17 protein-coding genes and 1 tRNA gene are annotated in these 25,343 nt (G+C 40.7%); 16 read left to right on the forward strand and 2 right to left on the reverse strand.

The genetic code is table 11. From position 1 onward, the window contains the following. The first annotated feature begins 72 nt into the window (after positions 1 to 72). From IJT21_07775 to IJT21_07790, 4 genes are all read left to right on the forward strand, one after another. On the forward strand, positions 73 to 990 hold the full coding sequence (locus IJT21_07775; GenBank protein ID MBQ7578146.1) for a hypothetical protein: 918 nt from the start codon (positions 73 to 75) through the stop codon (positions 988 to 990). Between the two features lie 32 nt (positions 991 to 1,022). Continuing rightward, entirely contained in the window at positions 1,023 to 1,937 is a 915-nt protein-coding gene (locus IJT21_07780) for a hypothetical protein (GenBank protein MBQ7578147.1), read from the forward strand. A gap of 94 nt (positions 1,938 to 2,031) precedes the next feature. Continuing rightward, positions 2,032 to 3,078, forward strand: a complete 1,047-nt coding sequence (add, locus tag IJT21_07785; protein ID MBQ7578148.1) for an adenosine deaminase — start codon at positions 2,032 to 2,034, stop codon at positions 3,076 to 3,078. A 12-nt stretch (positions 3,079 to 3,090) separates the two neighbouring features. Next, on the forward strand, positions 3,091 to 4,002 hold the full coding sequence (locus IJT21_07790) for an AEC family transporter (protein MBQ7578149.1): 912 nt from the start codon (positions 3,091 to 3,093) through the stop codon (positions 4,000 to 4,002). 4 nt (positions 4,003 to 4,006) lie between these two features. On the opposite strand, the gene IJT21_07795 is transcribed toward IJT21_07790, so the two are convergent. After that, a complete protein-coding gene (locus IJT21_07795; GenBank protein MBQ7578150.1) occupies positions 4,007 to 6,340 on the reverse strand; it encodes a DNA polymerase I in 2,334 nt (777 codons plus the stop codon). 553 nt (positions 6,341 to 6,893) lie between these two features. Here IJT21_07795 and IJT21_07800 point away from each other — a divergent pair. After that, a complete protein-coding gene (locus tag IJT21_07800; GenBank protein MBQ7578151.1) occupies positions 6,894 to 8,084 on the forward strand; it encodes a hypothetical protein in 1,191 nt (396 codons plus the stop codon). Positions 8,085 to 8,169: 85 nt separating this feature from the next. After that, positions 8,170 to 9,249: a glycosyltransferase gene (locus IJT21_07805; protein ID MBQ7578152.1), complete on the forward strand. Its 1,080-nt coding sequence runs from the start codon at positions 8,170 to 8,172 to the stop codon at positions 9,247 to 9,249. 21 nt (positions 9,250 to 9,270) lie between these two features. Here IJT21_07805 and IJT21_07810 read toward each other — a convergent pair whose 3' ends face one another. Further along, positions 9,271 to 9,942, reverse strand: coding sequence for a metal-dependent transcriptional regulator (locus IJT21_07810; protein MBQ7578153.1), 672 nt, complete (start codon positions 9,940 to 9,942; stop codon positions 9,271 to 9,273). Between the two features lie 194 nt (positions 9,943 to 10,136). Between IJT21_07810 and IJT21_07815 the strand changes: the two genes are divergently transcribed. The 10 genes from IJT21_07815 to carB all read left to right on the forward strand — a co-directional run bounded on the left by IJT21_07815 (position 10,137) and on the right by carB (position 25,269). Next, positions 10,137 to 10,844 (forward strand): phosphoribosylaminoimidazolesuccinocarboxamide synthase, encoded by a 708-nt coding sequence (locus IJT21_07815; GenBank protein MBQ7578154.1) that lies wholly within the window; start codon positions 10,137 to 10,139, stop codon positions 10,842 to 10,844. Between the two features lie 36 nt (positions 10,845 to 10,880). After that, positions 10,881 to 12,227 carry an amidophosphoribosyltransferase gene (locus IJT21_07820; GenBank protein MBQ7578155.1) on the forward strand — a complete coding sequence of 449 codons (1,347 nt, stop codon included), beginning with the start codon at positions 10,881 to 10,883 and terminating at the stop codon, positions 12,225 to 12,227. 36 nt (positions 12,228 to 12,263) lie between these two features. Further along, a tRNA-Leu gene (locus IJT21_07825) sits at positions 12,264 to 12,343 on the forward strand. Positions 12,344 to 12,374: 31 nt separating this feature from the next. Continuing rightward, positions 12,375 to 13,265 (forward strand): glucose-1-phosphate thymidylyltransferase RfbA, encoded by an 891-nt coding sequence (gene rfbA / locus IJT21_07830; protein MBQ7578156.1) that lies wholly within the window; start codon positions 12,375 to 12,377, stop codon positions 13,263 to 13,265. Next, positions 13,258 to 14,163, forward strand: a complete 906-nt coding sequence (gene rfbD, locus IJT21_07835; protein ID MBQ7578157.1) for a dTDP-4-dehydrorhamnose reductase — start codon at positions 13,258 to 13,260, stop codon at positions 14,161 to 14,163. The genes rfbA and rfbD overlap by 8 nt, the downstream gene beginning before the upstream one ends. Further along, a complete protein-coding gene (gene rfbC / locus IJT21_07840) occupies positions 14,153 to 14,707 on the forward strand; it encodes a dTDP-4-dehydrorhamnose 3,5-epimerase (GenBank protein MBQ7578158.1) in 555 nt (184 codons plus the stop codon). The genes rfbD and rfbC overlap by 11 nt, the downstream gene beginning before the upstream one ends. After that, positions 14,704 to 15,690 (forward strand): dTDP-glucose 4,6-dehydratase, encoded by a 987-nt coding sequence (gene rfbB / locus IJT21_07845; GenBank protein MBQ7578159.1) that lies wholly within the window; start codon positions 14,704 to 14,706, stop codon positions 15,688 to 15,690. Before rfbC ends, rfbB begins: the two co-directional genes overlap by 4 nt. A gap of 182 nt (positions 15,691 to 15,872) precedes the next feature. Beyond that, the gene (locus tag IJT21_07850) at positions 15,873 to 20,168 is read left to right on the forward strand and encodes a UvrD-helicase domain-containing protein (GenBank protein MBQ7578160.1); all 4,296 of its coding nucleotides are present in this window, start codon (positions 15,873 to 15,875) and stop codon (positions 20,166 to 20,168) included. Positions 20,169 to 20,430: 262 nt separating this feature from the next. Beyond that, the gene (locus IJT21_07855) at positions 20,431 to 22,053 is read left to right on the forward strand and encodes a SurA N-terminal domain-containing protein (GenBank protein MBQ7578161.1); all 1,623 of its coding nucleotides are present in this window, start codon (positions 20,431 to 20,433) and stop codon (positions 22,051 to 22,053) included. Positions 22,054 to 22,077: 24 nt separating this feature from the next. Beyond that, on the forward strand, positions 22,078 to 25,269 hold the full coding sequence (carB, locus tag IJT21_07860; GenBank protein ID MBQ7578162.1) for a carbamoyl-phosphate synthase large subunit: 3,192 nt from the start codon (positions 22,078 to 22,080) through the stop codon (positions 25,267 to 25,269). Positions 25,270 to 25,343: the final 74 nt, after the last annotated feature.

Below are 25,343 nucleotides of genomic sequence, written 5' to 3' on the forward strand. Positions count from 1 at the left end.
ATTCTTTCTCCCCCCTCGGGGTTGGGAGGGGGGCCGGGGGGGTGGGGCGGGGGTTAGCGGGATGGATGAACAATGCCGCATTTAATCGCAATAGAGTCAAGTGAGTCTCAGCGCAGGCAGTTACGCGAAGAAATAAATAAACTCGCACAAAACGGGTGGCCTTTAACTAGCAGAGTCGAAGCCGCTAATTTTGATTCATGGGAAAAACTTTTTGAGAATACAGCGACTCCAGGTTTATTTGCGACTCGTGAATTAATAGTAGTAGAGAGTGCCGACTCACTTGGAAATTTCCCGGACTCTCTTGCAAATTATCTTGAGGACGATAAAGCAGACTGCATTATAATTCTTGTGCTGAACGGAGACTCAAAAATTTTTAAGCCAGTCAAAGACTTAATCACGATAATCAAGCCCGAAGCTCAAATAAAGCCGTGGGATCGTCCGAAATGGCTTATGACTCTTGCAAAAATTTCACACGACGCAGCCCAGTTATTAGCAGACAGCATTGACTCGCAGGAAGAATTACGCAGCGAAATTAATAAACTTTCAGAATACGCAGAAGGCCGCGAAATAAATATTAACGATGTTCAAAATCTTTCGTTTGATGAAGGAGGACGCGCGCAGATAATTTTTCTTGACTCAGTTTGCGACAACAAGCCCGCACAAGCCGCACGAGCATTGAAATATTTAAAATCGGGGCCGTTATTGCCTGTATTAGCTGCGATTTGTAATAGATTGCGTCCTGCTATGATAATTGCAATTTTTCCCGGAAAGAGTCAAGATTCTGCGTTGAAAGCTGTCGGGATTGACACGGCGAAAAAATATAATTATGCTTTAATAAAGGCTAAGAACGCGCTAAAAAATTTCGGTGCGGAAGCGATAAAAAAATTTATGGCAAATTCCGCGAGACTCTCATATTTAGAGAAAACTAACATGTCAGAAAATTGGCAGGGGTTCGAATTAATTTTATGGGAGTTAATCGCAAAAATCTAGTATAATATTCTATTACAAGGAGGTGTATTATTATGCAGGTTACGTCAATGCTTTCAGCCGGGTATCTTGAGCCGGTTCAAAATATATCGAGAGTCCAGAATACAGAAAGCGTAAACAAGAATGACGAGTCAAAACAGGCTAAGGAACAGGAAATTTTAGCGGAAGAACAAAGCCTCAAAGCCAAGCTCGGAAGTTCTGCGCAGGTTCACACAGTTTATCATTATTCTATGGGTTCAGACGGACGGCGTTACATTGTCGGTGCGTCAGTTACAATGAAGGGCAGCGAGGAAGATTTAAACCGTGTCAGCGGAGGTCTTACAACTGAAGATTTGCAGAGTAAGAAGCAGGAAGCACAGGAAGCCCTCAAGAAAGAAGCCCAGAAAACTGAAGACACCCAGAATATAATTAAATCTGAAGCAGATAAACGCGAAGCAGCTAGAGACAAGGACAAGGCCGACGAAGAAAAACGCGCGCATGTTGACGAACTTGAGCAGATTCAACGCGAAGTAATTTCTCATGAGGCAGCACATCAGGCAGCAGCAGGTGAATTAGGCGGCGGAGTCAGTTACTCCTACACAGAAGGCCCCGACGGAAAAAGTTATATTACAGGCGGAGAAGTCCCGATTAAATTTAAACAGGGCAGCACACCCGAAGAGACTCTACGCAATATGCAGCAAATTCAACGTGCAGCAACAGCACCGGCAGATCCTTCGAGTCAGGATAGACAGGTCGCAGCAAAAGCAGCAGCCCTCGCATCACGTGCAAGAACTGAAATTACGCGCGAAAATAGCAATGACTCACACACTACAGAAGTTGCAAGAGGTACGCCCATAATTGAGAATATCAGCAGGCAGGACGAAAATTTAGATCCGGAAAAAAACGGCGTTCTCTCTGTGCTTGCGACTGTGAAAGAATTGCAGCTGCAAAATTTGTTGCCGGCCGCATAATTTGTGAAATGAGACGAATAATTTTATACCAGTGAATACCCCCCGGCTATGCTGCGTAAACCGGAGGGACTTTTTTATCAGGGGGGAATATTTTATGAAGAAATTAAAATTTTTTGTGCTTCTTATTGCTTTATTGCTAGTTAGTAATGACTCATTTGCCGCGAATAAATATATTGATTTACATTTGCATTTGGACGGAGCTTTGACTCTTGATATTGCGAAAAAATTAGCTGTCCTGCAAAATATTAATTTGCCCGTCTCTAGTGATTCAGAGCTTGAAAAATTGTTATTCGTTCCGCCGGATTGCGAGAGTCTAAATGATTTCTTGAAGTGTTTTGCTTTGCCGTTATCGTTAATGCAGACTCCTGAAGGTTTGCGCGAAAGTGTAAGGCTCGTTCTTGAAAATATAAAGTCTCAAGGTGTGATTTATGCTGAGATTCGTTTTGCTCCGCAGTTGCATAATCATAAAGGAATGACTCAGGAGGAAGCAATAAAAGCAGCTCTTGAAGGCCTGAAGGAATCGAGTCTCAAGGCAAATTTAATTTTGTGCTTAATGCGCGGTGAAGGCAACGAAGCGGCGAATCGTGAGACGGTCGAACTTGCGCGAAAATATTTAGTGAAGGACGGCGGAGTCGTAGCTATTGACTTGGCCGGGGCTGAAGCTCTTTTCCCGACGAGTAATTATGCAGACATTTTCGCCCTTGCAAGAAAATATAATATCCCGTTCACTATTCATGCAGGAGAGGCAGACGGCGCGCAAAGTGTAAGGGACGCTATAAATTTCGGTGCATTACGAATCGGACATGGAGTCAGAAGTTATGAGTCTGCTGATGTTACAGCGTTAATCAAGGAAAAAGGAATATTTCTCGAAATGTGCCCGACCAGCAATAAAATGACTCATGCAATAGAAAATATGAACGATTACCCGTTTATGAAATTCTTGCATGACGGAATAAGAGTAACGCTTAACACTGATGATATGGGAATCGAGAATATAAATTTAGCTCATGAATATAAATATATGCGTGAAAATTTCGGACTTACTTCAGAAGATGAGCGAATAATATTAAATAATGCCATTGACGCAGCTTTTACTACTGAAGACGTGAAGAAATCTTTGCGTGAAATCATAAATTTTTAAGGAGCTTCAATCATGACAGTATTTGAACGTATGCTGAATACTCAGGCTTTAATGTTTATTTATGTAGTAACGGGGATAATAATGGCCCGCACAAAAATTTTGAAGCATGAAGGCCGGTCAAGTTTTATAAGGTTGCTGCTTGATATAACATTGCCGTGTATGATTCTGCATTCGTTCGAGATTGACGCGGGAATAAAAGAATTAATTGCGGCTGGTGAGATTATGATTATCTCGTCTGGCTGCTTTTTTCTTGCGTGGGTGTCGGGAAAAATATTTTGGCGGCGTTCGAATCCTGCGCGTAAAGCTGTATTAGAATTTGCTACGATGTTTTCGAATGCCGGTAATGCGGGTTTGCCGATTGTTGCTTCAGTTTTTGGTCTTGAAGGAATATTTTACACGTCATTTTATTTGCTGCCTGCTAGAGTTTTAATTTGGACAGTGGGATTATCTTTATTTGTTGAGGGAGCAAATTTTCGCGAGAAATTAAAAATTTTGCTGAAGACTCCGAGTCTTGATGTAGTATTTATAGGTCTGATATTGATGTTCTTTCACGTTAGACTGCCGGGCGTTTTATCGAATGCAATAAACAATATAGGGAGCATGACCGGCCCTCTTTCGATGATGATAATCGGTGCAGCATTGGGAGAGTCAAATTTGCGTGATGCTCTTGATGTTGACGCGTTTAAATTAACGTTTGTTAGACTAGTTGTGCAGCCTTTAATGTTTATGATTATATTGCGGTTACTGGGAGTGCAAAATATTTTGTGGCAGGTTACAGTAGTGTTGACTGCGATGCCAGCTGCTGCGAATACAGAAATTATTGCGGAAATGTACGGCAAAGATTATGAATTTGCTGCACGTTGTGTAGTAGTCTCAACTGTAATATCACTTGTGAGCGTGCCAATTTTGACTCTGTTATTCTGAAGTGTTATACAGCAGCTAAAGTTTTTCCGCACTTGGTCTCGACTTCAAGATTTGTTATTTCTCCGCCTGAAGATTTCATAATTTCGCGTAACATTTGTGAGACTTCCTGTGACTCTGACTCTTTGCATTCACACACTAACGAGTCATGAACCTGCAAAAATAGTTCTCCTTCGCAATTTATCATAGCTTTTCTTGCAATATCTGCGGCTGTTCCCTGAATCGGCGAGTTAATTATTGCACGGTCGATAGCTGTTTTTTTCGCGGGAATTTCTTTAACCGGCCTGATTCGTCCTGCTAGAGTCTTTGTAAATCCGCGCGCTTTTGCCTCAAAAATTAATTTATCAATGAAAGTTTTTACACCGGGCACTGCGTCAAAATATTTATTCATGATTTCTTTTGCTTCTTGCCGTGAAATATCTAATCTTTCAGCGAGTCCGAATGAGCTCATACCATAAATAAGACCGAAATTTATCATCTTTGCAGCTCTTCGCAATTCAGGAGTAACAAGCTCAGGCATTACAGCAAATACCCATGAGGCTGTCTCTGTGTGAATGTCGCGATTATTATTGAATGCCTCGATTAATTTTGACTCGCCGGACAAGTGAGCGAGGATTCTTAATTCAACTTGCGAATAATCAGCGCTGACAAAAATTTTTTCAGGATTTACGGGGACTAAGCCGGATTTTATTTCATTTGCCCAATGTCCGAACGCCGGAATATTTTGCAAATTAGGATCTCTGCTGCTGAGTCGTCCTGTGCCGGTTAAAGCTGGTTCAAATGTTGTGTGAATTATCCCGTTTGAGTCTGCTGCCTTCTGAAATGGTATAACAAAACTTGTCAGCATCTTTGTTAGCTCTCTATGTTCGAGAATCAATCTCGGAATTTCAGCACCGGGCAATTTCGCGAGTTTTTCGAGGACTCCTGCGTCGGTTGAGTAAGAATTTCCGCTTTTCGTCATGCCTTCAGGGGTAAATGCTAATCTCTCGAACAACAGCCAAGACACTTGTTGCGGAGAATTTAAATTTATTCTGATTCCTGCTGCGTTAGTTATGCTTGACTCTATTTCAGTTATGCGCGACTCTAATTCAGATTGAAGGCTTGTAAATTTTTCGTGATTGATTCTGACTCCGTGAGACTCCATTTTTGTCAAGACGGGAATTAACGGCAGGTCTATATCATTCATTACGTGTTTAAGATTCTGATATTCTTCTATTTCTGACTCATAATTTCCGGCCAGTTCATAAAGAGTCTTAGCTGGGTTATCGCTTTCTTTGACGAGTGAAATAATTTCCGGAAATCTTTTCGCGCATTCGTCCGGATGAAGCAAATAATAAGCCGTCTTCAAGTCCCAAATATTTTGTGAATCATTAAATAATTCCGGGTGAGTCTTGAAATCTGCTTTATAGTCAAGAGTCAAAATTTCTGCGCTGGGCATGACAAATTTTACGTTTGACTCGTTTTCTTCGTTGTAATCGATTCTTATGGGCGGGGTCTTAGTGCTTCCGATTCGATTTAATACTCTTGTGAGGCCGAGTCGTAGTGCTAAATTTTCTGCTTGGTCAAAGTCTAATTTATGATTCACGCATTGAGTCAACAAATCTGTATCGCCCGAAAAAATATCTTCCTTCAACTTAATTATATTATCGCGGGTCCATTTTACTTGTTCGAGTCCGCAATCCTGAAATTTTTTGCGCTGACCTTTGGAAAATTTATCGAGTGAGTCAAATATTTCTTCTAAATGCGGGTAAACGGCCAAGATTTTTTTTGCTCCGACATCGCCGACTCCTGCAACGCCTTTGACGTTATCGGCCTTATCACCTGTTATAGCGAGATAATCAGCAAATGAATCAGGCATAAAACCGTATTCTTTCACGAATGCATTAACGTCATAAATTTCTGCGCCTGAGATACCGTTTTTTATGGGTCTCATCATTTTTACGCCAGTTCCGACGAGCTGTAACAAATCTTTATCTGACGAGAGCAGCATTACTTCATAACCGTTAGATTGTGCGAGTCTTGCAAACGACGCTGCAACATCATCGGCCTCGACTCCTTCGCGGATAAGAACGTTACAGCCAATAAAATTTAATAACTCCTGCAAAATCGGAATTTGTATTCTTAAATCATATTCAGGCGGCTGGCGGTTTGCTTTATAATTGCTTAAAAGTTTGTGTCTGAAAGTTTTTCCGCCCGCGTCAAACACTGTTACGATATAATCCGGCATTAAATCATCTTGAACGCGATAAAGCATGTTCATGAATCCTACAATCATTCCTGTAGGAGTGCCGTCGGGAGCAGTAAGTTTCATCGGTAAAGCGTGATAACCTCTGTGCGCCAAGCTATGGCCGTCAATAATTAAGAATCGTTTTATTGTAATTCACCTCATTTGCATTTATAATATTTTAGCAAAAAAGTTTTCCAGATTTCACACAAAGACTCAGAGAAAAATATTTTACAACTACATTTGCGACTACAAAAATATTAATTTATGTGTGTTATTGCAAATATTTGCAGCGAAAAAAAATTTTTTATTGTGCTAAATTATTTTCATGCAAAAATTTTTGTAGATATTGTCAGCACACTTTAATCACAGTAAAAACTTTTGCATGTCGGAGCTACCCATTTAATTCGGGTGGGTTGGCAGAACAAATTATATAAGCGCGATAAATTATTTGCATTGTATCTGGATATAACAAATTAAGTGCGTTGACTATAAAACTTGAATATTTACAAAAAATTTGTTGTATATGTGCGACTCGTTTTTTCCCGCCCGTAATTATAAATGCACGTTTTCGAAAGACTTTATGCATTATGGCAATTTTTATGATAGCTAATTAACGCGAACTTGATATAATTTCACGCAAGAATTTATCAACGAGGCAAAATTTATTATGACAGAAAAATTATATTACGAAAATTTATATTCACGCGAATTTGACGCAGAAATCACAAGCATTCAGGGAAATAATATCACTCTTGACCGGACATTATTTTATCCGTCGGGAGGAGGCCAGCCCTGCGACACCGGCTTTATTGACAATATAGAAGTTCTTGACGTTCACGAGAAAAACGGCGAAATTATTCACGTCTTGGCCGAACCCATAAGCGAATATAAACAAGTTCACGGGGTCATAAACTGGGACAAAAGATTTGAGCTCATGCAGCAGCATTTAGGCGAACACATTTTTGCGGGAGAATTATATAACCTTCATGGACTTCACACCGCGAGAATGCGAATCGAAGGCGATAATGTCTCTATTGACGTTGATACACCAGTCAGCGAAAAAATTATACTTGAGGCCGAGTCCCTCGCAAATGAAGCAGTCTATAAAAATATTCCCGTCGAAATTATTTATCCCGACATGAACGAAATTAAAGCACTCGCACGAAAATTACCGCCCGCAAATCCTTCCGAACCTGTAAGAATCGTAAAGATTCCCGGCGTTGATTATGTACCTTGCTGCGGACTTCATGTAAGTTCAACGGGTCAAGTTGGGCTCATAAAGATTACTTCATCAGAGAATCACAAAGGAGGCACAAGAATTTATCTCAAGAGCGGCCGGGCTGCTTATAGATGGTTGGACTCGCTTTATCATGAAGTCAGGCAGGCAGAGTCAGAACTTGTTTGCGGCTATATGGGAATAAACGAGAAAATTTTAAATCTCAAGTCGCAAATTGACTCTCTCAAATCACAAAACGAGAATAATATTTTGCACTATTTAAGGCCTCTCGCAGAAAAATTAATTAATAACGCGCAGGAAAACGAAAAATTTAAACTCGTCAAGCACATAATAAAAGACTCGAGTCAGGACGAAATCAAACATTTGTTCAGGCTCATAACGGAAAACGAGAAAAATTTAATCGCGCTCTTAGCTGGCATAAATCACGACGAAATATTTATAATGTTCGGTTGTAATCGTGAAAGCAAAAATTTTGATGTCAGACCGGCATTCAGGAAAGCAATAAATATTTTAGGGGGCAAGGGCGGCGGAAGTTATTTCAGCTGTCAAGGCTCAGGGAAAAATTTAGAGTCATTAAATAACGCGCTGGACTCTGCAATTAATGAACTAATAAATCATTAGAAAACGGGTTGACAAAAAATGAATGACGATAAAATTATAATAATGGAGTCAGGAGTCAGGAGTCAGGCCTGTCGTATCGTTCTGCATACCTGTATATAATAATGCAGAGGCAGCTTTAAAACTTGTAAATTATTTGCTTGACTCAGACGATAAACGCTTTGAGGTCGTAATCAGTGATGACGCTTCGAGCGATAACACGCAGGAATTATTGTCAGCGATTCATGATTCTAGATTCAGATATTACCGCAATGATAAAAATTTGGGTGTTCATAAAAATTGGGAACGTTCTTTATCATTAGGGCGCGGGGAATGGCTTTATTTCTCGATGGGGCGCGAGGTTCTTCACGGTGATAAAATGTGCAGATTGTTTGAATTTCTCGATTTTGCCCGCGAAAATAATATAACTTACATGAAAGACGGCTATTATACGCAAGAAAGTCTAAAAGTTTTCAGCGGAATTAATGCTATGTCTACATTTTTAAGAGTTACTCATCCTACAGCAGATATTTACAACGGGGAAATTTTTAGAGATATTCCGAATAGAAGACATTATTTCGAGATTTCTGACATGTTCCCGGAAAATTATATTAGACGCGATATGCTCATGAAGGGTAACGGGGCATTTATTAACAGTGAAATATATATACGCCACGAGTCATTTACACATGATAAAATGGCGGTAAAATCTACTGTTGAACATGACAAAAATATATATGATATGTATTTTGCGCCCCGTAGGCTTATCGTCCAGCATAAAGAATTAATTGACATGATCCTGAAAGATTCATCAGAAAAATTTAGTAAATCCGAGCTTGATAAATATTTCGCTAAAAAATTTTACGAGCTTGTAAATCACGTTTCACGAGCATGGAAAAGCTGGTGCAGAAATGATTCAATGTCAATGCATTACGGTTATAAAATGAAACACGTTAGCCGGCTGGAAATGCTGTTAAATATTCTCAAGGCATATCGCGCTGTAAAATCGCATTTAAAGCAGCATAAAATTTATTCACTGCGCAGACAAATTATAATGTACCGCATTCTAGTGAAAATATTTATAGAGCAAACTGGTCAATTAGCGAAAAAATTTGCAAAGATTCTGCTTGAGCCGCTCGGTATCTGGAAAATTCTTAAAGCTATAAAAAATTTCCCCCGTTCACATTAAGCCGGGGGAGTGAGCGTTTATTTATTTTGCCTGCTGTTGAATCCAGATCGTAGCAGCTTCATTCAACGGCAGATTTATTAAATTTTTGCCAAGTTTGCAGGTGAAAATATTTTCTTGTGAGTCAATGGCGGTTAATTTAACTTTTGCTCCCGTAACGAATCCCATTTCAATTAATTTTTTCCGCAAAGGGTCTTCGGCTGTGTGGCGCAAAATTGCCCCCTCTGAATTTATTTCACAAAGAGTCAACGGCACAGGCACAATTAAAATCGGCTTCTCTATCGCTATAAAAATTTCGTCAACCCATGGCTGATGTTCGGCTCTTGCTTTCCTGAAGAACTCTAACAAAGCATATAATCTCTCTTCGGTCGTTGTGTCTACATAATGTTCCATTGAGCAGGCCATTTCTGACGAGTGATCGCGATCTAAACCGAGTAACTCATGAAAGAACGCGCGAAAACCTTCATGACGGCGAAAAACTGTCATGCCCTTGCGCCTTCCTGCGTCTGTTAAATGCAATTTGCTGTAACGTTCATGAGTCAAAAATTCAAGCTCGACTAATTTCTGCACGGTTGCTGTAACAGTCCCCTTTGTGATCTTGAGTCTTTCGGCCAAGTCAGTAACAGTAACGCTGCGGCCAGTACTCTCAAGCAAAAATAATTCCTCAAGATAATCTTCTATTCTGGGAGTAATCATAAATTTTCACCTCTAAAATTTCGTAATATACATGAATAATAATCATATCAGAAAATTTTTGTTCAGACGCATATTAGCATGAGAGCCGTAAAATTTTTTCAACCAATGAGCTAATGACTCGCAAATTTTTTCGTGCATGTAATATAATTTGTCATAGATTTTCAGGAAAGGAAAATTTTTTATACATGAACGACATTAAGAAATTAGATCAAATCTACGAGGGCAAAGCGAAAAAAGTTTTTGCAACATCAAGCCCCGATTACTATATAGTCGAATATAAGGACGACGCTACAGCATTTAACGGCCTCAAGCACGGCACAATAACCGGCAAAGGCATAATAAATAATAAAATGAGCAATGCAATGTTTCAATTACTAGAGAAAAACGGCGTGAAGACACATTTTGCAGAACAGTTAAGCGACCGGGAGACTCTCGTCAAAGCTGTAAAAATTGTACCCCTCGAAATAATTATACGCAACGTCGCAGCAGGTTCATTCTCAAAACGTTACGGAGTCGCAGAAGGTACACCGCTGAAAATTTCTACTCTTGAGTTCTCGTTAAAAGATGATGCACTCAATGACCCGTTAATAAATGACTCTCACATTATAGCATTAGGAGTCGCAACTGAGCAGGAATTATCGCAAATTAGCGCAATGGCCTACAAGGTTAATGACGTGCTTAAAAACTTTTTCGCAGGAATCGGCATTAAATTAATAGATTTCAAGATCGAGGCCGGAAGACTTCCAAACGGTGAAATAATTTTAGCTGATGAAATTTCGCCGGACACTTGCAGATTTTGGGACGCAAAAACTAATGAGAAGCTCGACAAAGACAGATTCAGGCGCGATATGGGCGGAGTCGAAGAAGCCTATCAGGAAATTTTTGCACGAATCAACGGCTAATAAAAAATGTCAAGCGAACTTCACGAGGAATGCGGCGTGATTGGTGTATATCGTAACGACGAGAGCAAAAACGCAGCTCATTTAGTGTATTACGGGCTGTATGCTCTTCAACATAGAGGACAGGAAAGCGCGGGGATTGCTGCAAATAACTGCGGGTCTATGGAGTTGCGCAAAGGTTTGGGACTCGCCGGAGAAGTCTTCAGGGGTGAAACTTTTGCGAATTTTCCCGGAAATATAGCTATTGGTCATGTAAGATATTCTACTGCAGGTGATGAAAGCGTCAGGAGTGCCCAGCCTCTTGCAGCAAGTTGCAGACTCGGTGAAATTGCATTAGCTCATAATGGGAATCTCGTAAACGCTGACTCATTGCGCGAAATGTTGACTGATGAAGGCGTAATTTTTCACACGACCAGCGACTCAGAGTCAATATTAAATCTCATCTGCCAGCATGGAACGAGAGGAATTTTGTCCGGCATACAAAACGCTATGAGTCTCATCAAAGGCGCATACGTTCTCGTTATAACAATCGGCGATAAATTAATCGGAGTGAGAGACCCTTACGGCCTGCACCCTTTATGTATCGGGACTCTTGCGAATAATTCCGGCTATGTTCTTGCGTCTGAGACCTGCGCACTTGAAGCTCTTGACGCTGAATTTTTGCGCGACGTTACGCCCGGTGAGATTGTCATAATCGATAAAAATGGTCTGCAAAGTATTGAACCTTCACGATGGTGCAAGAAAAATTTATGTGTCTTCGAGATGGTATATTTTGCGCGTCCTGATAGTATCGTTGACGGAGTTAGCGTTTATGAATTTCGGCGCAAATGCGGAATGAAGCTCGCCCAGCAGAAAAAAATTGATGCTGACGTTGTTATGGCTGTTCCTGATTCGGGGATTCCTGCGGCGATTGGTTATGCTGAAGCGTCAGGGATTCCATACGGCGAAGGCTTAATCAAGAATAAATATATGGGACGGACATTTATTTTGCCCGTTCAAGAACAGAGAGAGGACGCAGTAAGAATCAAATTAGCAACAATCCGGCATAATATCGAGGGCAAGCGGTTAATTATAATTGATGACTCAATAGTTAGGGGCACGACATTAAAGCGAATCGTCAATCATTTGCGCGAGGCAGGAGCTAAAGAAATTCATGTTTGTGCCGCGTCTCCTGAAGTAAAATTTTCGTGTTATTTCGGAATTGATACGCCTCACAGAGAAAAATTAATTGCCGTTCAGAAATCTCTTGACGAAATCTGCAATTATATCGGAGCTGACTCAGTTACTTATTTGAGTGAGGAAAGTTTACAGGAAGTCTGCGGCCAAGATGTTTATTGCAAGGCGTGCTTTAACGGAAATTACCCGATGGAAGTGCCGATAAATTAACAAAACATGCTAAAATATTAGCGTTGTGATTTTTTCGCGGGGGTGGCGGAATGGTAGACGCGCTAGACTTAGGATCTAGTGTCTATGACGTAGGGGTTCAAGTCCCCTCCTCCGCATCATAAAAATTTTCAGGAGGCTTCACACGTTATGAAGGGCATAGTTTTAGCAGGAGGCAGCGGCACTCGTTTATATCCCCTTACGCTTGTAACGTCAAAGCAGTTATTACCGGTCTATGATAAGCCTATGATTTATTATCCCATTTCTATATTAATGCAGGCTCGAATACGCGAGATTTTGATTATTTCGACTCCTGATGATTTGCCGAGATTCGAAAAATTATTAGGCAGCGGCGAAAGATTCGGAGTGAAATTTTCTTATGCGGAACAGCCTTCACCAGACGGACTCGCGCAGGCATTTATTATCGGTAAAAAATTTATAGGTTCTGACACTGTAGCAATGATTCTCGGCGATAACATTTTTTCAGGTCAGGGATTAGTTAAAAGACTCCGAGCAGCAGCAAAGAACGCCGAGTCAGGAAAAGGCGCAACAATTTTCGGATATTATGTCGATGACCCTGAAAGATTCGGAATTGTAGAATTTGACTCAGACGGTCATGCAATATCAATCGAGGAGAAGCCCGAACACCCCAAGAGCAATTATTGTGTAACAGGTCTATATTTTTATGACAATCGCGTAATAGAATTTGCAGAAAATCTCAAGCCTTCAAAGAGGGGAGAACTCGAAATTACAGATCTTAACCGCATATATCTTGAATTAAATCAATTAAATGTAGAGCTGCTCGGACAGGGATTCACGTGGCTTGATACCGGGACTCATGAGAGCCTAGCCGACGCAACAAATTTCGTGAAGACAGTCGAGACCCATCAGCACAGAAAAATTGCATGTCTTGAAGAAATTGCATATCTCAATAAATGGATTACACGCGATGATGTTATGAAAGTTTATGAGGTCTTACGCAAGAATCAATACGGGCAGTACTTGAAAGACGTTTTAGAGGGGAAATATATAGATGTCTAAAATTTTTATAACCGGTGCAAATGGGCAGTTAGGGCGAGACTTAATCACCGAGCTTACATCGCGAAATATTGAGTGCACAGCGTCTGATATTCAGGAAAATTTTTCGGGTTCTGAGTCATGCAGATATATAAAACTTGACATCACTAATTATGAATCAGTAGAAAACGTGATAAAACTTGAACGTCCTGATAGATTAATTCATTGTGCAGCATGGACAGCCGTAGACTTGGCCGAAGACGAGAGCAATAAACAAAAAGTTTTCGCCGTAAATGTTACAGGAACAGAAAATATCGCGCGTGCCTGTGAAAAATTTAACGTGATTATGACTTACATCAGCACAGATTATATTTTCAACGGTGAGGGCGCTAAACCTTGGCAGCCTGACGACGAAGCATTTAAACCGGTCAATTATTACGGATTCACTAAGTTACAGGGAGAATTTGCCGTGAAAAAATTTTTGCGTAAATTCTTTATTGTCCGGATTGCGTGGGCGTTCGGGCCGAGAGGAAATAATTTCGTCAAAACAATGCTGAAACTTTCAGATAATCACGAGTCTTTGCGTGTCGTTAATGATCAAATAGGTACGCCTACATACACGCCTGATTTAGCAAAATTATTAGCTGACATGAACGAGTCTGACAAGTTCGGGATTTATCATGCAACTAATGACGAGCAGAAAAATTTTATCAGCTGGTATGACTTTGCGTGCGAGATTTTCAAGCAGTCAGGAAAAAAAATAAATGTTATTCCCGTTTCAACGCTCGAATATGGACTCTCGAAAGCAAAAAGGCCGTATAATTCAAGATTGGACAAGAGCAAATTATTAGAGTCAGGATTTAATTTATTGCCGGATTGGCGAGACGCTTTAAGGAGGTATTTATCAGCAAATGCAAATTAACGTAGATTACAACGTCGGAGGAATCGAAGGACTTTGTGTTATTACTCCCAAGATTCACGGGGACTCACGCGGTTACTTCATGGAAAGCTATAATTTAAACGATATGAAAGAGGCCGGCTTCAATATAAATTTCGTGCAGGACAACCAAAGCAGCAGCACAAAAGGAGTCTTGCGGGGACTTCACTATCAAATAAATTTTCCGCAATGTAAATTAGTTAGAGTTATAAGCGGCTCAGTATTTGATGTTGCTGTAGATCTGCGCAAAAATAGCAAGACTTTCGGCAAATATTACGGTCTCGAACTCTCAAGCACTAACTGCAAACAATTTTTAATCCCGCGCGGCTTTGCACACGGCTTTATAGTTTTGTCGGACACAGCAGAATTTTGCTATAAATGCGACGATTTCTATCACCCTAACGACGAGGGCGGAATAATTTATAACGATCCTGATATAAATATTTTATGGCCAAACGTAAATGCGCCGATTCTATTATCAGACAAAGATAAAAATTTGCCGTCATTGAAGGAGGTTATGTCAGCATGAAAATTTTAATCACGGGCGGAGCAGGTTTTATCGGGAGCAACTTTATATTTCACATGTTAGAATCTCACCCCGATTATGAAATTATCTGCGTTGACAAATTGACTTATGCAGGAAATATTAACACTCTCAAAGATTTAATTGCTGAAGGGAGAATAAATTTTTTCAGGCTCGACATTTGCGACAGAGAGAGAATCTATAATTTATTTGACTCGGAACGTCCTGACATAGTCGTAAATTTTGCGGCAGAGTCTCACGTTGATAGATCCATAGAGTCGCCCGGAATATTTTTATTTACGAATACGCTAGGAACAGGGGTATTACTTGACGCGAGCTTAAAATTTGGTGTCAAACGTTTTCATCAGGTCAGCACCGACGAAGTTTACGGAGATTTACCGCTTGATAGGCCAGATTTATTTTTCTCGGAAAGTTCGCAGATAAAAGCGTCATCGCCGTATTCAGCGTCGAAGGCAAGTGCTGATTTATTGACTCTCTCGTATCACAGGACATTTAATTTGCCGGTCAGTATTTCGAGATGTTCAAATAATTATGGGCCTTATCATTTCCCGGAAAAATTGATTCCCCTCATGATAATTAATGCGCTTCATGATAAAGATTTGCCGGTCTATGGTCAGGGAATAAATGTAAGGGACTGGCTGTTTGTGCGGGATCACTGCCGGGCGATTGATTTAATTATTCACGATGAAGGCTCGAACGGTGAAATTTATAATATCGGCGGACATAATGAAATGCGTAATATCGACATAGTAAAATTAATCTGTCATGAGTTAAATAAACCTGAGAGTCTCATAAAATTTGTTACTGACAGAAAAGGCCATGACCTTAGATATGCTATTAATCCCGAAAAAATTTATCTGCGCTTAGGGTGGCTGCCTGAAACGAAATTTGCAGACGGAATAAAGCTCACAATTAAATGGTATCTCGAAAATAAATCGTGGTGGGAGCCGTTAATAAATTCACGATAAATTTTATTTCCCGCCCGTTCGTGTGTTGTGTAGCGGACAGGCAAAATTTTTATTAATACACTCTATCGGGAGCTCTGGCTGCAAAAATAATAGCTGCTATAAATTCGTGATAAATCGCGCATAATGTGATAGATTCTTGCATATTAACGTAAATTATAAATGGGAGTCTCGAGTCAATTAATATGACACTAGAAGAACAGCAGCAAGTACAAAATTTAATCAACGCTAAAACACGTCTGCTAACTCAACAAATAAACAGTCAGCAGAATCATATTTATTCGCTCACTGAAGAAATTAGCGCGCGCAATGACGAAATTAATTCACTCAACCGCAAAATAATCGCCCTTAATGATGAAATAATCGACAAACGCGAGGAAATAGAGTCCCTTAACAGCAAAATTGACTCTCTTCACGGAAAAATTAACGCGCTCAACACTGAAATTGACTCGAAAAAACGCGAAATCTCAAGCCTTCAGACGCAATTAAATGACTCTCACGCAGAAAATCAAAAATTGACGGCCTACATACAAAGCACCCCGCCGCCTGAAGAAATAAAATCTGAACCAGAAATTAAGCCCGAACCTGTGCAAGCAGTCAAGCCCGTAAATAATTATCTCGTTTCGTTATTACGTCAGCATTTCGGATTTGACTCATTCAAGCCCGGTCAGGAAGAAATTATCAATGCGCTATTGTCCGGACGTGATGTATTTTGTTCTATGCCAGATAATTACGGAAAAAGTATTTGTTATAGACTACCTGCTTTGTTGATGCCCGGTTTGACTCTTGTTATTGCTGATGAGAACGAAAATTTTAATATTGACTCACACTCGGCGCGGCTTGATAACTCGTTGAACTCTACACAAAAGCGTGAATTACTGCGCAGAATTAAAAGCGGTGCCTGCAAGATTCTTTACTCGGATTTAGAGCAGCTCAACGGGATTATAAATTTCTTGAACGGCGTAGAAATTTCGTTAATTGCCGTAATAATGCGCGAAAATTTAATAGCTTACAGGGAATTTGCCGACTCCCTGAACTCTAAGCGCATACCGATAGCAATTTTTACAGGAGTAACAAGCCCCGAACAACGCGCGGAAATCATGAAGGACTTACGCTCGCCCATGAGAGTTATTACAGGTTTTGAGCTGCAAAATTATTCGTTCGCAATTATTAAATCAGAGAATAAAAACGCGTCAATAAATGAAATTCTCACTCAGCACAAAGACTCTAACGGGATTATTTACACGTCAAAGCCGCAGGATTTTATCAAGTTTGCAGGAAGGAACGCACTAATTTTATCGCAGCTTTCACAGGAAGACGCAAGCAACGCAAATTTTATAGTTTACTCTGATTTTGCGGGCACTCTCGCAGAATTTTTCAAGTCCGCCATACCTGACAAAGATTTAATTATTCTGGTCTCGCAAAAAGATTTAAGGACTTCCGACGGCGCATTTATAATGTTCTGCAACTCCGACGACCCAATAAAAATTTTAGCAGGCTATATCGGCACGGAAGAGTCTCAAGTCAAACCCGATGAAGAAATTTCGCAGCCAATTGAATTAACTCCGGAAGATTTTGCAGACTTTGATTTTACTTCAGCAAACGAGTCCCAGAAAGAAGCAATCACTACTACAAACGGGCCATTATTGATTCTTGCAGGGCCGGGAACGGGAAAAACTTTCACATTAATTCAGCGCACAATATTTTTGATTCAGAAAAAACGACTCAAGCCCGAAAATATTTTAATCGCAACTTTCACGAACAGGGCAGCACATGAAATTTTGTCGAGAATGTCAGAAGAATTTAAAGCGCGCAATATTCAAGCAGACATCAACGAGCTTTATATCGGGACATTTCACTCACTTTGCGAAAAAATTTTACGGGGTTATGTTCAGTTTACGCGATTCAAGAAAAATTTTAGGATTCTTGACGACTTCGAACACAAATATTTATTAATGCGCAAAATTGAGAGATTCAACGATATTACAGCATTGACGAGTCCGGGCAAATGGGACAGAGCCGAAGAATTATGCAATTACATCAATAAACTTTCTGAAGAGCTTGCAGACTCTCAAGAATTAATACGCGACTCAGATCCGTTAATTTCTTCACTTGGCCGTGCTATGCTGCTTCATGATGATTTATTGATTGACGATAACTCGTTGAGTTTTTCTGCTTTGCTGGTCGAGACTTATAAATTACTGCGCGACAATCCCGAAATTTTAGAGAGCCTTCAATCACGCATAAAATATCTAATGGCCGACGAATATCAAGACACAAATTATATTCAGGAGCAAATTTTATTCTTGATAGCAGGTGAGAGCAAAAATATTTGTGTGGCCGGCGACGATGACCAGAGCTTATATAGATTTAGGGGTGCTGCTGTGAGAAATATTTTAGAGTTCCCTGAAAAATTCGCGCGCAATGAGTGCAAAATCGTGAAATTATTGCTGAATTACAGATCTGACGCAAATATTATGAAGTTCTTTACTAGCTGGATAAATGACACGGGCAAATTCTTTAACTGGGAAAATTTTAGATATGATAAAAATCTTGAAGCCTTCAGGAATGAGTCAAAATCTGTGTTCAGGCTCGCTGGAGTGAATGACTCGGCGGAATGGCACGAAAAAATTTTAGCTCTCTTGAAGTCTCTTACTGACTCCGGCAAATTAAGCGATTACAATCAAGTTGCATTTCTCTTCAGGTCGGTGCGTGCTGCTCATGTGCAGGAGTTAGCGCAATTTTTAGAGAATCATAATATAAAAGTTTACTCGCCCCGTTCTGATATGTTCTTCAAGCGCGGGGAAATTCATTTTGCGTTAGGCTGCTTTATATCGATGTTCCCGAAATATTTAAAGTCTCTTGAGTCAGGCGAATTTAAATTTAACGGCCATGAACCCGAAAATATTATTTATTACAGAAATTGTCTGCGAACCGTCGCACGCTTTATCGACAAGCCCGGATATTTGCAGCTGAAAAAATGGCTCATGAAGAAACGCGATTTTCACGCAAAATTAAACGGTTATGCAAATTATTCGTATTCGGATTTATTATATAATTTATTTGCGTTTATGCCGTTCAATAAAGCCCTTGACGCAGAAATCAACAGCGACGTAAAAACTTTAAGGCCTGCACGTAATTTATCGCGTTTAATGCAGGTGATAAAAGATTTTGAGCACATCTCGAACATAAATAATATTCACTCGAAATATATAGAATCTCAGACTATAAGACTATTCAATATTTATTTGCGTTTTTTGCTTGAGGGCGGCTTGAATGAGTACGAGTCAGAAGATCCCGCAGCACCTTCCGGCCACGTAGCTTTTATGACAATTCATCAGGCAAAGGGGCGTGAATTTCCTGTAGTGCTTGTTGACTCATTAAGCAATACTCCGAACATAGTATTTAATGACGGGACTAATTCCGAAATTATGAATGCTGTAGAGTCAAAATATTTCAAGCGTCCGCCGTTCGAGCCTGAAGACATGATAAATTATTTCGATTTCTGGAGGTTGTATTACGTTGCATTTTCGCGGGCAAAAGATTTGTTAATTCTCACTTGCAGGGAGGACAGCACAACGCCGTCAAAATATTTCGAGGACTCTTATAATTCGCTTGATGATGCGGACGAGTCATTTAATCCGGAAAATATAAATATCAGCGAGTCAAATAATTCGAGTCTCAAGCAAATTTACTCGTTCACGTCTGATATTTTGCTTTATGAGTCATGCCCGGTGAAGTATAAATTTTATCGCGAGCTTGAATTTTCGCCGGTCAAGTCAAAGACTCAGTTAATCGGCATTCTTGTGCATTCAGTTATAGATGACATCAACAAAGCAGTAATCAACGGTCAGGAAAATTTAATCAACGAGCAGATAATTTCTAACTGGCTTGAATCTGATTATACGGAACTCGCAAAAACTGAACGGGCAGCACTCACAAAGGCAGATAGAGAAATAGCACTCGGACACGTCATAAGATATGTAATTTTGCGCGGTAATGACTGGTCGGGCATAAAAGAATCTGAGTCCGAGCTTAAATTAATTCGTGATGATTATATAATTACTGGAAGGGCTGATTTAATTTGCTCTGATAACGGCCAAATCGATATAATAGAGTTCAAGACAGGGACAAAGCCGAATATCAATATTAATCATGACCGCGCGAGACTTGAGACTCACAAGAGGCAGTTAAATATTTATGCGTACATTTTTTCGCAGACTACCGGACAAAAAGTTAATAGACTCAGATTATATTACATGTTTGACGGCAGTACATCGCCCGAAATTGTTTATGATTATAACGAGTCAGAAGCTCAAGAATTTATTAACGGTTTTGACGAAATAGTACAGGAGATTCGCAATAAAGATTTTTCCCGCAGAACTGATAATCACGAAACTTGCAGAGAATGCGAATTTAGATTTTACTGCGGGCGTGAGGAATCTATAGAAAATATCTTAGCGCAGGCCATGAAAGAATAACGGACAGAAATTTTACCTGTTCGCACTGCAAATGATTTATAATGAAGCAAAATTTATCAACTGACATATTTGCGCGAATAAAGTATATTCCGCGAAAGGCCGCCGCCTCGCCCCACCCGCCCACCCTGCTCGGCGGCGGAAAAAGCAAAACACGCCGTAATGTGTAAAAATAGCTGCTATATGCTAAAATTTAAGCTCGTAGAAATTACGTAATTAGCAATAATTAAATTTATTAAATATATGAGAGAGGGTTTTATCTATCATGAATTTCCTGCGTAAACAAATGAAATGGGTAATGGCTATAATAGTAGTAGCTTTCTTGCTTTCTACTTTCCTGATGTACGAGGGCAGAAGCACTAGACGCACACCTACAAGAAACGCAGACGGCACTATGTCAGATTATGAAGTCGCACAAATTAACGGCAGATCCCTTATGCGTTCAGAACTTGAGCGCGCAGTAAGAAATTATCTCGCAAATAATTACAGCACTAGAAATCTTGCATCGCTCGACATGCCCGCAATTTATCAAACTGTGTTGGATCAAGCAATATTAGACTCACAGCTCGCTAAAGAAGTTCAGGAAAAGGGAATCACTGTAACTGACGCTGAAGCCGATAGAGTCATGAAAAATTATGCTGATACATACTTCCCGACAAGAGAAGCATTTTATCAGGTTCTCGCGCAAAACGGACTCAAGGTTGACGACTATAAACGCACTATCGCACGTCAAATCGCAACTGAAAGATTAGTACGTGAGGCAATCGGAACTATCACAGCAAGCGAGGATCAAGCCGTAGAATTTTATGACACAATGAAGGGATTAGTTTACACGACTCCAGAAGGCTTTATGATTCACGCGGCACAATTTAACACGAGTGCAGACGCAGAAAATTTCAGAGCTAGACTCGTAAACGGCGAGGAATGGACAGCAATTTTATCAAGCGACTCATTTGACTCTAAGGACGTAATAAATATCACTCAGCAGCCTATTTCTATGCCGGCCAGCGCACTCACAAGCGGAGTATTAAGCATTCTCGCTTCACTCGATATAAAGCAGCCCAGCCCCGTTTTCTCAATGTCAAGCGATGATTTCACGGTCGCAATGAAGACAGAACACTATGACACGAGCGTAAGGCCTTATAACGAGGTCAGCGGCGATATTAAAGCACTCTTAATACAGCAGGAAGAACGACGCAGACTCAACGATTATCAGACTTCATTACGCAGCAAAGCACAAGTTGTAATCAATGACGAGTCTTTATTTGCACGTCCTGTAGTATCAGAGGACAATACGCCCGCATTAGATTATGATATAAGCGTTGAAGAAGTCAGCGAAGATTTAGAATTGCAGTCAAGCGAGCCCACACCGGACGCAAAACCGGAAGAGTCTCCAGCAAGTGAGCCCGTAAAAATTGAATCACCTGAAGTAAAGCCGCAAGAAATTACAGAACCGGCAAAATCTGAAGACGTAAAAGCTCCTGAAGTCGTATCAAGCGAAGTTAAACCGGTAGAATCTGAGTCAGTCGACGTAATAACGCCTGAAGAAATTAAATCAGATGATATTACGCCCGTAAAAGCTCCTGAAGTCGTATCAAGTGAAGTCAAACCGGTAGAAATCGCAGAACCGGCAAAATCTGAATCAGCAGACGTAATAACGCCCGAAGAAATTAAATCAGAAGATATTACACCGGTAAAAGCTCCTGAAGTCGTATCAAGTGAAGTTAAACCGGTAGAAATCGCAGAACCGGCAAAATCTGAGTCAGCCGACATTACAGCAGCAGTCGAAAATATTAAATCTGTTGACATTCAAGAGTCAGTAGATGAAGCAGTGAAGGAAATTACAGAAAAAGTTGAGGAAATTATTATTTCGTCAGACAAGCAATAAAGCAGTACAGGAAGTGAAATTTATATGGGTCAAAAAGTTTTAATCATTGGCTCAGGTCCCATTATAATAGGTCAGGCTTGCGAGTTCGATTATTCGGGCACGCAGGCTTGTAAGGCCTTAAAATCTCTGGGCTATGAAATTGTATTAGTCAACTCCAACCCCGCAACAATAATGACAGATCCCGAAATGGCAGACATAACTTATATTGAACCGCTGAATCTTGATAGACTCGAGGCAATTATCGCGCGTGAAAAGCCTGATTATTTATTGCCAAATCTCGGCGGACAGTCAGGTTTGAATCTCTGCGCAGAATTGAACAAGGCCGGAATACTCGCAAAATATAATGTTCAAGTCATCGGAGTTCAGGCAGACGCAATCGAACGCGGCGAGGACAGAGTCGAATTTAAGCGCACAATGCAGCAATTAGGAATCGATATGGCACGCTCTGAAGTTGCATACTCGGTCGATGAAGCACTAAATATCGCAGAAAAATTAAATTATCCCGTTGTATTAAGACCTGCTTACACGATGGGCGGTGCAGGAGGCGGACTCGTTTATAACCGCGAAGAATTAAAAACGGTTTGTGAGCGGGGCTTGCAGGCCAGCATTGTTCATCAGGTTTTAGTTGAGGAGTCCGTCTTAGGCTGGGAAGAGTTAGAGCTCGAAGTCGTGCGCGATAAAGATAATAACATGATAACAGTATGCTTTATCGAAAATGTTGACCCTATGGGAGTTCACACTGGCGACTCGTTTTGTGTTGCACCTATGCTGACTATCTCGCAGGAACTTCAAGCAAAGTTACAGGAGCAGGCATATAAAATCGTTGAGCATATCGGAGTCATCGGCGGGACAAACGTACAATTTGCGCATAATCCTAAAACGGGCCGAGTAATCGTAATTGAGATTAATCCGAGAACGTCAAGATCTTCTGCTCTTGCGTCAAAGGCTACAGGTTTCCCGATCGCTTTAATTTCTGCAAAGTTAGCGGCCGGTCTTGCGTTGAGTGATATTAAATGCGGAAAATTCGGCACCCTCGACAAATATAAACCTGGCGGAGATTATGTCGTTGTAAAATTTGCTCGTTGGGCGTTCGAAAAATTTAAGGGCGTTCAGGATAAATTAGGGACTCAAATGCGCGCGGTCGGTGAAGTCATGAGCATAGGACGAAATTTCAAGGAGGCATTACAGAAAGCTGTTAGATCCCTTGAGAAGGATAGATTCGGACTCGGTTTCGCGAAAAATTTTCATGAGCTTACTGAATCTGATTTGCTGTCAATGCTTGAATATCCCACTAGCGAGCGTTATTTTATTATTTATGAGGCATTACGCAAGGGCGCGGCGGTTGACGAGATTCATAATTTGACTCACGTAAAAAAATATTTCCTCGAGCAGATTCAAGAATTAGTCAACGAGGAAGAAAAAATTTTATCAGCCGGGACTCTTTCTGATGATGATTTAATCACGGCCAAGCGCGACGGATTCGCCGATAAATATTTAGCGAAATTATTAAACGTCCCCGAACATGAAATCAGAAATAGGCGCGAAAAATTGAATATCTGCCAGACTTGGGACTCTATTCATGTGAGCGGCACTGAAAACGGAGCTTATTACTACTCGACATATAACAAGCCTGATGGAGTAAATAATATTTCCGGCAGCAAAAAAATTATGATTCTCGGAGGCGGCCCCAACAGAATCGGTCAGGGCATTGAATTTGATTATTGCTGTGTTCATGCTGCAAAGAGTCTAAAGCGTTTGGGATTCGAGACAATAATTGTAAATTGCAACCCTGAAACGGTCTCTACAGATTATGATACGTCAGACAAATTATATTTCGAGCCTTTGACTCTTGAGGACGTATTAAGCATTTACAGAGCAGAACACCCCGCCGGAGTAATCGCGCAGTTCGGTGGTCAGACTCCTTTAAATTTAGCAAGCGAACTAGAGAAAAACGGCGTAAAAATTTTAGGCACTTCACCAGAAATTATTGACTTGGCCGAAGATCGCGGAAGATTTAAAAATGTTATGGACTCGTTAAATATTCCCATGCCTGAGTCAGGAATGGCCGCAAATTTAGAGCAGGCGCGCGAAGTTGCAAATAAAATCGGTTTCCCCGTCATGGTGAGACCTTCTTACGTTCTCGGAGGGCGCGGAATGGAAATCGTTTATGACTCTGAAAGCCTCGACAATTACGTAAATGCAGCAGTAGGAGTTACACCGGATCGGCCTATATTAATAGATAGATTCTTGAATCACGCGCTAGAGTGTGAAGCAGATGCAATTTGCGACGGGACTCACGCTTATGTACCCGCAGTAATGGAGCATATCGAATTAGCCGGCATTCATTCAGGGGATTCAGCTTGTATAATTCCTTCACGACACATAACGCCGGAAGCACTTGCAACGATAAAAGATTACACGCGGAAAATTGCCGAAGCTATGCACGTTGTAGGACTCATGAATATTCAATATGCGATCGAGAATGACAAAGTTTTTGTACTCGAAGCGAATCCCAGAGCCTCGCGCACAGTCCCGTTAGTGTCGAAAGTCTGCGGGATTCAAATGGTGCCTTTAGCTGTTGAAGCAATGACTCACGATTTAACAGGACTCGAGTCGCCTCTGAAAAATTTAACTGAACGAGTCATCCCTTATTGGGGCGTAAAAGAGTCAGTCTTCCCGTTTAACATGTTCCAAGAAGTAGACCCGTTGTTAGGGCCTGAAATGCGTTCAACCGGTGAAGTGCTTGGGATCGCGAAAGAGGCCGGCGAAGCGTTTTACAAGGCGGAAGAGGCAGCAAATTCAAAATTGCCGTTATCTGGAAATGTTTTAATTGCTGTGAGTGATTCGGACAAGAAAAATATTGCTCCCATTGCGAAAAAGTATATTGACGCAGGATTTAATATTTTTGCGACAGAAGGAACTTGCGACTCTCTAAGAAATTCCGGAATTAACTGCGAAAAAATTTCCGGCCGGCCAGACGCAATTGACTACATAATAAACGGTAAAATCAGTCTCGTTATCAATACTCCTCGCGAGAAGGCATTTACTCACACGGGAAGTGCATTGAGGCGCAGTGCAATAAAAGCTAGAGTCCCATATATAACGACTTTGGCCGGAGCTAATGCAGCTATTGAAGGAATTATCACGGTAAAAGCTCAAGACGGTAAATCAGACTCGTTATTGTCAATTAAAGAGTGGCACAAGATGATTCATTAGACTATAAGAAAATTTTTGCGGGTCTTGCGTTAATTCGCGGGACTCGTTTTTTATGGGAATACGGGCAATTAATA

The sequence above is a fragment of the Synergistaceae bacterium genome (assembly GCA_017443945.1).
In the GTDB taxonomy this organism is placed as follows: Bacteria; Synergistota; Synergistia; order Synergistales; family Aminobacteriaceae; genus JAFUXM01.